General features: G+C 68.4%; 12 protein-coding genes. 6 read left to right on the top strand and 6 right to left on the bottom strand.

Annotation, left to right across the window (positions count from 1 at the left end):
- The 3 genes from AC5E6L_RS04350 to AC5E6L_RS04340 all read right to left on the bottom strand — a co-directional run.
- Positions 1–700: UvrB/UvrC motif-containing protein (locus tag AC5E6L_RS04350; protein ID WP_491771540.1), on the bottom strand; the 700-nt coding region annotated here is incomplete at its 3' end.
- A gap of 239 nt (positions 701–939) precedes the next feature.
- Positions 940–1719 (bottom strand): SDR family oxidoreductase, encoded by a 780-nt coding sequence (locus AC5E6L_RS04345; protein ID WP_491771522.1) that lies wholly within the window; start codon positions 1717–1719, stop codon positions 940–942.
- A gap of 19 nt (positions 1720–1738) precedes the next feature.
- On the bottom strand, positions 1739–2698 hold the full coding sequence (locus AC5E6L_RS04340) for a calcium/sodium antiporter (RefSeq protein WP_491771520.1): 960 nt from the start codon (positions 2696–2698) through the stop codon (positions 1739–1741).
- A gap of 287 nt (positions 2699–2985) precedes the next feature.
- Between AC5E6L_RS04340 and AC5E6L_RS04335 the strand changes: the two genes are divergently transcribed.
- Positions 2986–3633, top strand: a complete 648-nt coding sequence (locus tag AC5E6L_RS04335; protein WP_491228770.1) for an outer membrane protein — start codon at positions 2986–2988, stop codon at positions 3631–3633.
- A 72-nt stretch (positions 3634–3705) separates the two neighbouring features.
- On the opposite strand, the gene AC5E6L_RS04330 is transcribed toward AC5E6L_RS04335, so the two are convergent.
- The 3 genes from AC5E6L_RS04330 to purM all read right to left on the bottom strand — a co-directional run bounded on the left by AC5E6L_RS04330 (position 3706) and on the right by purM (position 6046).
- Positions 3706–4305 (bottom strand): glutathione S-transferase family protein, encoded by a 600-nt coding sequence (locus AC5E6L_RS04330; protein ID WP_491771518.1) that lies wholly within the window; start codon positions 4303–4305, stop codon positions 3706–3708.
- A gap of 65 nt (positions 4306–4370) precedes the next feature.
- Positions 4371–4967, bottom strand: coding sequence for a phosphoribosylglycinamide formyltransferase (gene purN / locus AC5E6L_RS04325; protein WP_491771516.1), 597 nt, complete (start codon positions 4965–4967; stop codon positions 4371–4373).
- A complete protein-coding gene (gene purM / locus AC5E6L_RS04320; protein WP_491771514.1) occupies positions 4964–6046 on the bottom strand; it encodes a phosphoribosylformylglycinamidine cyclo-ligase in 1083 nt (360 codons plus the stop codon). The genes purN and purM overlap by 4 nt, the downstream gene beginning before the upstream one ends.
- 153 nt (positions 6047–6199) lie before the next feature.
- Between purM and AC5E6L_RS04315 the strand changes: the two genes are divergently transcribed.
- The 5 genes from AC5E6L_RS04315 to AC5E6L_RS04295 all read left to right on the top strand — a co-directional run.
- Positions 6200–6778 (top strand): CDP-alcohol phosphatidyltransferase family protein, encoded by a 579-nt coding sequence (locus AC5E6L_RS04315; protein ID WP_491228775.1) that lies wholly within the window; start codon positions 6200–6202, stop codon positions 6776–6778.
- A complete protein-coding gene (locus tag AC5E6L_RS04310; protein WP_491771512.1) occupies positions 6775–7878 on the top strand; it encodes an AI-2E family transporter in 1104 nt (367 codons plus the stop codon). The genes AC5E6L_RS04315 and AC5E6L_RS04310 overlap by 4 nt, the downstream gene beginning before the upstream one ends.
- A 17-nt stretch (positions 7879–7895) precedes the next feature.
- On the top strand, positions 7896–8597 hold the full coding sequence (locus tag AC5E6L_RS04305) for an HdaA/DnaA family protein (protein WP_491771510.1): 702 nt from the start codon (positions 7896–7898) through the stop codon (positions 8595–8597).
- 89 nt (positions 8598–8686) lie between these two features.
- The gene (locus tag AC5E6L_RS04300) at positions 8687–10909 is read left to right on the top strand and encodes an RNA degradosome polyphosphate kinase (protein ID WP_491230827.1); all 2223 of its coding nucleotides are present in this window, start codon (positions 8687–8689) and stop codon (positions 10907–10909) included.
- Between the two features lie 37 nt (positions 10910–10946).
- A partial coding sequence (locus AC5E6L_RS04295) for a Ppx/GppA phosphatase family protein (protein ID WP_491771508.1) occupies positions 10947–11410 on the top strand: 464 nt, incomplete at its 3' end.

Genomic DNA, 11410 nt, shown 5'->3' with positions numbered 1-11410 from the left:
AGACGTCGGCCTCCTCGATGCCCTGCGGGTTGATGCCCTGATGGCTCTGGATGGTGGTGAGCGCCGCGATCCGGTCGCGATAGAGCGCGGCCCGCTCGAAATCGAGCGCGTCGGACGCCTCCTGCATGGTGCGGGCCATCTGCGCCTGCACCGCCCGGCTCCTGCCCGACAGGAACGCCTTGGCTTCCTCCACGAGCCGGCCATAGTCCTCGATCGCGATTTCGCCCGTGCACGGCGCCGAGCAGCGCTTGATCTGATAGAGCAGGCAGGGCCGCGTGCGGCTCTCATAGACGCTGTCGGTGCAGGTGCGCAAAAGGAACGCTCTTTGCAGCGCGTTGATCGTCCGGCCCACCGCGCCCGCCGAGGCGAACGGGCCGAAATAGTCGGCCTTCCTGCTGCGCGCGCCGCGATGCTTGAAAAGGCCCGGCGCGTCGTGATCGGCGCTCAGCATGAGGTAGGGAAAGCTCTTGTCGTCGCGCAGGAGCACGTTGAAGCGCGGCCGCAGGCGCTTGATCAGATTGGCTTCGAGCAGGAGCGCCTCGGTCTCCGAGCGCGTGGTGACGAACTCCATCGATGCGGTTCGGGCGATCATGCGGGCGATGCGGTTGGTGTGTCCGCCCAGGCGCGCATAGCTCGTCACCCGGCTCTTCAGCGATTTCGCCTTGCCGACGTAAAGGACGTCGCCGGCCGCGTTGAACATGCGGTAGACGCCCGGCCGGTTCGGCAGCCGTTTGGCGATGGCGGTGATCAGATCGGGGCCGGACAGGCCGCTTTCCGAGGCGGTCTGCTGTTCCCACACCAGATCGCGCGCGAGCGTCCTGCCCGAAACGGCATTGGCCGCCTTGATGTTGGAATCGCTGTCCTGCATCCGGTCCATGGTGTTCATTTGGGCCGCTTTGGCGGCCCCGTTCAAGTGGCGCGCGGCACCGGTCCGGGCGTTTACTCCACGCCGATGCTGTCGGGCGTCCGCCAGGCCAGATGCTGGCCGCCGTCGAGCGCGATCATCTGGCCGGTCACCGATCGCGCCTGCCAAAGATAGCGGATGGTCGCGCCGAACTCGCCCAGGCCGGGGCCGCGACCGAGCGGCACCGCTCCGGCCTGCGCGGCGAAATCGGCGTCCGACTGGCGCGGGTTCCTGAGCGCCGGGCCGGGGCCGATGGCGTTGACCCTTATGCGCGGGGCGAGCGCCTGCGCCATCGTCTGCGTCGCCGTCCAGAGCGCGGACTTGGACAGCGTATAGGAGAAAAAGCGCGGCGTCAGCCGGCGGACCCTCTGGTCGACGATGTTGACGACAAGGCCGTCCCCCTCGTCCGGCAGCGCCGCCGCCATCGCCCCCGCCAGCAGGACGGGCGCCCGGACGTGGAGATCGAAATGGGCGTCCCAGACGGTGTCGTCGAGGGCGCCGACCGCATCGTCGACGAAGACCGAAGCGTTGTTGACGAGCAGGGCGATCGGCCGGCCCAGCGCCTCGGCCGCCCGGTCGATCAGCGCCCGCGTCTGCGCCGTGTCCGTCAGGTCGGCCGACAGCGCCGCGGCCCTTCGGCCATTGCCGGACAGCGCCGCCGCAAGGCGCCGCGCCTCTTCGATGGATGAACTGGCGTGGATGGCGACGTCGAAGCCGTGCGCGGCGAGATCGGTGGCGATCGCCCGTCCGATCCGCCTTGAGGCGCCGGTCACGAGCGCTGCGGGTGTCTGTCTTTTATATGTCCGGTCGGCCAAGCGCCCTCGCAACGCTCTTTCAGAACACCATCACCACATAGGTCACATAGGCGGCGAGCATAGCCGCGCCGATCGTTTTTCCGGTCGTGATGCGGGCAAAGCAGATTATCGCCAGCAGCAGCGACGTGACCAGCATGACCCAATTGTCCCGGACGATGATGTCGGACGAGACCGGCACGGCGATCACCATGCCGGTAATGCCCATGATGGCGGCGATATTGAAGATGTTCGAGCCGATGATGTTGCCGAGCGCGACGTCGGTCTCCCTGCGCAGGGCGGCGGCGAGGGAGGTGGCCAGCTCCGGCAGCGAGGTGCCGATGGCGACGATCGTCAGCCCGATCGCCGCTTCGGAAACGCCGAACGTGACGGCGATGCCCGAGGCGCCGGCAACCGTGAAATGAGCCGCGATCGGCAGACCGACGATGCCGCCGGCCAGATAGGCCGCGATCAGCGCCGGATTGTGCGGCGCTTCGCCGATCTCCTCGTGATAATCGCCGGGCACCTCGTCCTCGTCGGCGGCCGCTATCGCCTGCTGGGCGCGCCAGGCCTGCGCTGCGATGAACACCAGAAGGCCGCCGAACAGGCCGGCCGCCTCCGGCCGCGACAAAAGCCCGTCGCCGATCAGCCACATGAAGGCGACCGTGAACACGAGCATGATCGCGGCGTTGCGCGACAGACCGCGCTGGTTGGCGCGAATCGGCGACATCAGCGCCGGCAGGCCCATAACCAAAAGGACGTTGGCGATGTTCGAGCCGACCACGTTGCCGGTCGCAATGTCGGGAACCCCGCTCAGCGCCGATTGCAGCGCGACGAACAGTTCCGGCGCCGAGGTGCCGAAGGCGACGATCGTCAGCCCGATGAGCAGCGCCGGAATGCCCAGATTCTTGGCCAGCCCCACCGCGCCCTTGACCAGATAGTCGCCCGCAAAGAACAGCAGCACCAGTCCGGCGGCGAGCATGGCGATGTCGAACAGCATCATGGGATCACGACATCATGGGATCACGAAAGGGCGGGCGGGTCGGACCGCCTATATACGCACTCGTTGCGCAAATAAAACCGCGCGCGCACGAATTTCGGTTCGGCGCCGCAAGGCCCGGTCCGGTCCTTTGCCGCAAGGCGGAAGCGCCACATTTGCGTCACTGAAATTCCTCATTTGCGATATGCCGTTGCCGCATTTGCGGATCATCTGGTGGGCTGAAGCTTGGGGGCTTCCCGCATATCGGCCTTGTGCCGCATGGGGACCAAGAAAAGTCGTGGAGTTTGCAGATGACCAAGACATTGACCCTTCTGGCGGCGACCTCGCTCGCCGCCCTGTCGGCGACGGGGGCCGCCCGCGCCGCCGATGCCATCGACCTTCCGCCCGCGCCGCCGCTCGCACCGGCGACCACGTTCGCGCCCGTCGCGACCTGGTCCGGCGTTTATGCCGGCGCGTTCGCGGGCTATGATTTCGGCACGTTCGACGCCACCACCGGCAACATCGACGCCGATGGTTTCGCCGGCGGCGCCTTCGCCGGCATCAACTTCCAGAACGGCGCGTTCGTCTATGGCGCGGAGGCCGACCTGGGCTATTCGGGCGTTGAAGGCACACGGGCCGGCGCGACCGCCGAGCAGGGCGTGTTCGGTTCGCTGCGTGCCCGCCTGGGCTATGCTTTCGATCCGTTCATGATCTACGGCACGGCGGGCGGCGCGTTCACCCAGGCCGAGGTGACCGCGCCCGCCGGCTCCGACCGGAACACCCATCTTGGCTGGACCGTCGGGGTGGGCGCCGAAGCCTTTCTGACCGAGACCGTCTTCGGCCGGCTCGAATATCGATACACCGATTACCAGGCCAGGGACTTCAATCTCGGCGGCACCGTCGTCTCGTCGGGCTTTCAGGAGAACACCGTGCGCGCGGGCATCGGCCTGAGGTTCTGAGCGCCTCGACCGGGCCGCGTCCGGCGGGGCCGTAACCCGAGGGCGCGGCTCTCAGGGTACGGCCCCTTTCGTTCAGGACGGCATATAGGCGCCGTGATCGGGAAAGGCGTCCGCGAAGCGGGACACAAACCGCCTCAGGCGCGGTCGCCCGCGGCGCCAGTTCATGCCGGCAAAGCGCAGGTCGGCATAGCCGAGCGCCGCGGCCAGCGCGAAATGGCCGCCGTGCAGCCGGCCGCGAAGGGCGGGCACCTCGCTCTCAAGCCAGTCGAACGTGCGCCTGGCCTTGCGCGCCTGATAGTCGAGCCATGGCGTGTGAACCTTTTCTTGGGGGCGCATGCGCCGCTCATAGGCTTGTGCGAGCAGCGCATCGCATAGCCCGTCGGCGGCCGCTTCGAGCCGTTCGGCCGCGCGCCGCCTGTCGCGATTGCGCGGATAAAGGCCGTGATCGCTCATCCGGTCGAGTTCGCCCATGATGACGCGGCTGTCGAACAGGGCGGTGCCGTCGTCGAGCGTCAGCGTGGGGATCTTGCCCAGCGGGTTCGCCTTGATCAGCACGTCCGGCTCCTCCCCGGTGGTGACGGTCTCGGCGTCGACGGGCAGGTCGAGATGTCTGGCCGCCATGCGCACCTTGGCGCTGTAGGGCGAGGCGGGCGAATAGAGCAGTGTGGGCATGAGGGGTCTCGTCTGGCGGGCGGCGCGGCCAAGCCATAGCAAGCCGCGCGGCGGGCGCCAAGCGGTTACCGCGCGCCGTGCGCCTCGATCAGCGCGCGCAGCGCCCGCGGATAGAGGCGATGCTCTTCGACCAGCACCCGCTCCGCGAGCGTGCCGGGCGTGTCTTCGGGCAGAACCGGCAGCCGTGCCTGTGCGATGACCGGCCCCTCGTCCATGCCGGCGGTGACGTGGTGCACCGAGCAGCCATGTTCGCCATCGCCCGCCTCGATCGCGCGCCGATGCGTGTCGAGCCCCTTGTGGCGCGGCAGCAGCGAGGGGTGGATGTTGAGGATGCGGCCTTGCCAGGGGGCGAGGAACGCCGCGCTCAAGAGCCGCATGAAGCCGGCCAGGCACACCAGTTCGGCGCGCCAGGCGACGAGCTGATCGTGGATCGCCGCTTCATGGCCCGCCTTGCCGTCGAAGCCGGCGCGGGGCAGGGCGAGGGCGCGAATGCCGCGCGCCCGCGCCGCTTCGAGCCCCGCCGCGTCGGCCCTGTCGGAGATGACGCCCGCGATCGCGGCCGGATAGTCCGGGGCGTCGCAGGCATCGGCGAGCGCGACCATGTTCGAGCCGCGCCCGGAGATCAGCACGGCCACGCGGCGCTTGCGGTCGTGCGCGCTCAAAGCGCCGGCGCCCCGCGATAGGTGACCGGCGCGCCCTCGCGCGGGGCGAGGCGGCCGAGTGGCACCACCGTCTCGCCTTCCTCGCGCAGGCAGGTGGCGACCGCCTCGGCCCGGTCGGCGGCGACGATCGCGACCATGCCGATCCCGCAATTGAAGGTGCGCAACATCTCGTCGGCGGCGATCCCGCCTTCGCGGGCCAGCCAGGCGAAGACCGGCGGCACGGCGATGGCGCCCGGATCGATGTCGGCGGCCAGATGGTCGGGCAGCGCGCGCGGCACGTTTTCGGTCAGCCCGCCGCCGGTGATGTGGGCGAGCCCGGTGATCGCGTCCGTCCGCCCGATCGCGGCGAGCAGGGCCCGCACATAGATGCGCGTGGGTTCGAGAAGCGCCTCGCCCAGCCGCCGGCCCGGATCGAACGGCGCCCGATCGCCGAGCGCCGCGCCGCCGCTCTCGATGATGCGGCGCACCAGCGAAAAGCCGTTCGAATGAAGGCCCGAGGAGGCGAGCCCGAGCAGCGCGTCGCCGGCCCGCATCGCATCGCGCCGGGGCAGGAGCGCGCCGCGCTCGGCCGCGCCGACGGCGAAACCGGCCAGATCGTAATCGCCGTGACGATACATGCCCGGCATCTCCGCCGTCTCCCCGCCGATCAGCGCGCAGCCGGCCTGTCGGCAGCCTTCGGCGATCCCGGCGACGATGGCCGCGCCCTGATCCACATCGAGCGCGCCGGTGGCCAGATAATCGAGAAAGAACAGGGGTTCGGCGCCCTGGACGACCAGATCGTTGACGCACATCGCCACCAGGTCGATGCCGACCGTGTCGTGGATGCCGGTCTCGACGGCGATCTTGAGCTTGGTGCCCACCCCGTCATTGGCGGCGACCAGCACCGGATCGGCGAAGCCGGCCGCCTTCAGGTCGAACAGGCCGCCGAACCCGCCGATGGCGCCGTCCGCGCCGGGCCGGGCGGTCGACCGGACCGCCGGCTTGATCGCCTCGACCAGCGCGTTGCCGGCATCGATGTCGACGCCCGCCCCGGCATAGGTCAGCCCGTTCCTGCCCTTGTTCCGATCCGGCTGGTTCATGCTCGTCTCCGCCATGCCCGTACGCCTGCTCTTAGGCGATCGCCGGTGCCGGCGCCATCGCCGGCGGCGCCTGGCCACAGAAAAGGCGGGTTGTCCGCCGCGCCGGCCGCGACCGTCTTGGAACGGGCCGGGCGACCGGCCATATTGAGGGCCATGACACTCGACAAACCCGCGCGCGCCACGCTGCTGACGGTGCCGAACGCGATCACGCTGGCGCGGATCGCCGCCGTGCCGGTTCTGGCATGGCTGATGCTCGAAGGCCGCTGGCAGGCCGCTTTCTGGCTGTTCGTGATCGCCGGCCTTTCGGATGCGGTCGACGGCATCATCGCCCGCTGGTTCGATCAGAGCTCGGTGTTCGGCGCCTGGCTCGATCCGGTCGCCGACAAGGCGCTTCTGGTCACCGGCTTCGTCATCCTGGCGGTGCTGTCGCTCGTGCCGGCCTGGCTTGTGGCGCTGGCGGTGTCGCGGGACACGCTGATCCTGATCGGGGTCGGGGTCGCCCTCGTGCGCGGCAAGGCGCTGACGATCCGCCCCATGATGGTCTCCAAGGCGACGACCGCCTTCCAGATCGCCCTGGTCGCGCTCGTCATGGGCGCCCATGCCTTCATGTTCGACCCCGGCCGCCTTAAGGACCTGCTGATCTGGGCGACCGCCGCCTTGACCTTGGCCTCCTTTGCCACCTATGGCGTGGTGTTTGTCCGGCACATGGGCCAAGGCGGGTATTCACGATGACCCAGCACATTTCCGCGCGGACCCTGCGCCGGCAGACCGTCTTCTGGCTCGGCGCGCTCTGTGCGCTCATCGTGTTCCTCTATATGTTCCGGTCGATCCTGTTTCCGTTCCTGGCCGGCCTCGCGCTCGCCTATTTCCTCGACCCCGTCGCCGATTTCCTGGAACGGCGCGGCCTGTCGCGGCTTGCCGCCACGATCGCCATCCTGGCCCTGTTCGTTCTGTTGTTCGCGCTGTCGCTGTTGGTGATCGTCCCGGTCCTGGGCACGCAACTGATCGATTTCATCGCGGGGGCGCCGGACTATCTGACGCGCCTGCGCGAACTGTCCGCGGGGCTGCTGGCCCGCGCGGACTGGCTGAACGGCTATCTTCCGGCCGGCCCGGGCGAGATTCCCTCCGGGCTTGAGGAGCTGCTTGCCCGCGGCGCCGGCGTCGCGGCCGGGCTGGCGCAGGGCATCTGGTCGTCCGGCCTGGCGATGATCAACATCGCAAGCCTGTTCGTCGTCACGCCGGTGGTCGCCTTCTACATGCTGCTCGACTGGGACCGCATGGTCGAACGCGTCGATTCCTGCATACCGCGCGATCATGCCGCGACGGTGCGCGCGATCGCCGCCGAGATCGACGGAGCGCTCGCCGGCTTCGTGCGCGGCCAGGGCTGCGTCAGCCTGTTCATGGGCGTCTTCTACGCGGTCGCGCTGTCGCTGGCCGGCCTCAACTTCGCGCTGCTGATCGGCCTGTTCGCCGGCATTATCGGCTTCATACCCTATGTCGGCTCGATCGTCGGCCTCGTCCTGTCGGTCGGCGTGGCGCTGGTCCAGTTCTGGCCGGACTGGCCGATGATCGCGCTGATCGCGGCCATCTTCTTCGTCGGCCAGATTCTGGAAGGCAACGTCCTTCAGCCCAAATGGGTCGGCGAGAGCGTCGGCCTGCATCCGGTGTGGCTGATGTTCGCCCTGTTCGCGTTCGGATCGATGATGGGCTTCACCGGCATGCTGATCGCCGTGCCGGCCGCCGCCGCGATCGGCGTTCTGGTGCGCTTTGCCGTCTCGCGCTACCTCGATTCCGATCTTTACACCGGCTCGTCCGAAAAGCCGGGCGCGTGAGCGGGCGGGCCGCGACCGTGACCCCCTCCGATCGCCAGATGCTGCTCGATCTGGCGGCCGTGCCGTCCCTGGCGCGGGACGATCTGATCGTGACCGGGGCCAACCGGGCCGCCGCCGCCCTGGTCGATGGCTGGCCGGGCTGGACCGCGCCCTTCGCCGTGATCGTCGGGCCGGCCGGCAGCGGCAAGACCCATCTTGCCGCCGTCTGGCGCTCGATCGCCGGCGCCCATGCCCTTGCCCAGCCCGGAAGGCCGTCGGCGGCCGATCTTGAAGCGGCGCGGGCGGGCCGGCCCGTTCTGGCCGACGGGCTGGCGCGGGGCAATCTCGACGAGGCCGCACTGTTCCACCTTCTGAACGCGGTGCGCGGCGCGGGCGGCACGATGATGATGACCGCCGCCTCCAACCCGGCGGTCTGGCCCCTGGCCACGCCCGATCTGGCATCGCGCCTGCGCGCTGCGATGCGCGCCGAACTGGGCGTGCCGGACGAGGACCTGCTGCGCGCCGTCGCCGTCAAGCTGTTCGCCGACCGGCAGGTCTCGGTCGATCCGGCGGTCATCGCCTACCTGCTGGCGCGGCTCGAACGCTCGCTGTCGGCGGTGGCGAGGGTCGTCGACCGGCTCGACCGGGCCGCGCTCGCGCGCAAGACCTCGATCACGCGGCCGCTGGCCGCCGACGTGCTGCGCCACATCGAGGACGAACGCCGGCGGCTGTCGCTTTAGCCATGCCCGCATTCGCCGCTCGCACCGCCACCAAAACGTGGTAATTGTGAAACAGGGCCGCTGCGGCGCGCAAGGTGGACAGGTCGACCATGGACAAGACGGACATTCAGGACGTCGCTCACAACTACGCCAATGAGGGCGAGGTGCACGGCGCGCCGACATCGCCGGTCGCGCTGATCGCAAAGGATGATCCGGCCCGCTTCATCAACCGCGAATTCTCCTGGCTACAGTTCAACTGGCGTGTTCTCGACGAGGCCCGCAACGAGCGCCAGCCGCTGCTCGAACGCATGCGTTTCCTGTCGATCTCGGCGGCCAATCTGGACGAATTCTTCATGGTGCGCGTCGCCGGCCTTGCCGGCCAGGTGCGCGAGGGCGTGTCCGAGCGTTCGGTCGACGGCCGCGCGCCCGAGGAGCAGCTGCGCATGGTGCTTGAGGAGATCGGCCGGCTCCAGACCGAGCAGCAGGTCGTCCTGTCCGAACTGCGCGAGGAACTGGTGCGCGAGGGCATCGAGATCGTGCGCGCCGAGACCCTGTCTGAGGCCGACCGCGAATGGCTTGAGGACGAATTCCTCCAGACCATCTTTCCGGTCCTGACGCCGCTGTCGATCGATCCGGCGCATCCGTTCCCGTTCATCCCCAATCTTGGCTTCTCGATCGCCCTTCAACTGGTCAACCGCGCCACCAGGAAGGTCATGAACGCGCTTTTGCGCCTGCCCACGGCGCTGTCGCGCTTCGTGGCGCTGCCCACCGAGGCGCCCGGCTACCGCTTCATATCGCTTGAGGACATTGTCGGCCTTTACATCGCGCGCCTTTATCCGGGCTATGAGATCCGGGGGCAGGGCACCTTCCGCATCATCCGCGACAGCGATCTTGAGGTGGAGGAAGAGGCCGAGGATCTGGTCCGCTTCTTCGAGAGCGCGCTCAAGCGGCGGCGGCGCGGCCAGGTGATCCGCATCGAGTTCGACCACGAGATGCCGCGCATGCTGCGCGAGTTCGTCGCCCACGAGCTGGCCGTGCCCGAGGCGCGCATATCCGTCCAGCCCGGCATTCTTGCGCTCAACACGGTCTCCGAGATCGTCAGGATCCCGCGCGACGACCTTCTTTATCCGCCCTATACGGCGCGCTTTCCCGAGCGCATCCGCGAGCACAATGGCGACTGCCTGGCGGCGATCGGCCAGAAGGACATCATCGTCCACCACCCCTACGAGAGCTTCGACGTCGTCGTTCAGTTCCTGCGCCAGGCGGCCGCCGACCCCGACGTCATCGCCATCAAGCAGACGCTCTATCGCACCTCCAACGACAGCCCGATCGTGCGCGCGCTGATGGACGCGGCCGAGGCCGGCAAGTCGGTCACCGCGCTGGTCGAGCTCAAGGCGCGTTTCGACGAGGAGGCCAACATCCGCTGGGCGCGCGATCTGGAACGGGCGGGCGTGCAGGTCGTTTTCGGTTTCGTCGAACTGAAGACCCACGCCAAGATGTCGCTGGTCGTGCGGCGCGAGGAGAACGGTCTTCGCTCCTATGTCCATCTGGGCACCGGCAACTACCACCCGATCACGGCCAAGATCTACACGGACCTGTCCTATTTCACCGTCGATCCGGTGATCGCGCACGATGTCGCGCAGGTGTTCAACTTCATCACCTCCTACGCCGATCCGCCCGAGGACATGAAGCTGGCCGTTTCGCCCATGCATATGCGCGACCGCCTGCTGGGCCTGATCGAGGCGGAGATCGGGCATGCGCGCGCCGGCCGGGACGCGGCCATCTGGATGAAGATGAACTCGCTGGTCGACGGACGCCTGATCGACGCGCTCTACGAGGCGAGCGCCGCGGGCGTCGAGGTGGACCTTGTCGTGCGCGGCACCTGCTGCCTGAGGCCGCAGGTGGAGGGCCTGTCCGACAATATCCGCGTCAAGTCGATCGTCGGACGCTTTCTCGAACATTCGCGCATCTATTGCTTCGGCAACGGCCAGGGCCTGCCCTCGGAAGACGCGGTGATCTATATGGGATCGGCCGACCTGATGCCGCGCAACCTCGACCGCCGCGTCGAAACGCTCGTGCCGCTTGAAAACGGGACCGTGCACGAGCAGGTGCTCAGCCAAATCATGCTGGCCAACCTGCTCGACAACCAGCAGAGCTATCAGGTGCTCGAAAACGGCCGTTCGCGCCGCATCGAGCCGGGCCAGGACGAGGAATCGTTTGACGCCCAGACCTATTTCATGACCAATCCCAGCCTGTCGGGTCGCGGAAAGTCGTTGAAATCGTCGGCGCCGCGCTTGATTGCGCATCGCAAACGCGATCAGAACGAGGTGTGACGCAGGTTGCGTGGCAACGTCGCCGGAGCTTTGGTCCGTGATTGAAACCGAAGACGCCCAGGGCCGATTGAAGAACCGCGCGCCCGTCGGCGTGATCGACATCGGGTCGAACTCGGTGCGGATCGTGATCTACGAAGGCATGGTCCGGGCGCCGGCCGTTCTGTTCAACGAGAAGGTTTCCTGCGGGCTTGGCCGGGGCATCGCCCGGACCGGCCGCATGGACGCCGCCGCCGTCGAACGAACCCTGGCCGCCCTGTCCCGCTACCGGGCGCTGGCCGACCAGGCGCGTGTGGCCACGCTGCATGTGCTTGCCACCGCGGCCGCGCGCGACGCTGAAAACGGCGCCGATTTCATCGTCCGCGCCCAGGCTATCCTGCGCAGCGAGATCAGGATCCTGACCGGTGTCGAGGAGGCGCGCTATTCGGCCTACGGCGTCATCTCCGCCTTCCGCGCGCCCGACGGCGTCGCCGGCGATCGGGGCGGCGGCAGCATCGAGATGGT

Source organism: Roseitalea sp., assembly GCF_984466335.1.
The sequence above is the reverse complement of the archived record's forward strand: the minus strand, read 5'-3'. Positions and strand labels throughout refer to the sequence as shown.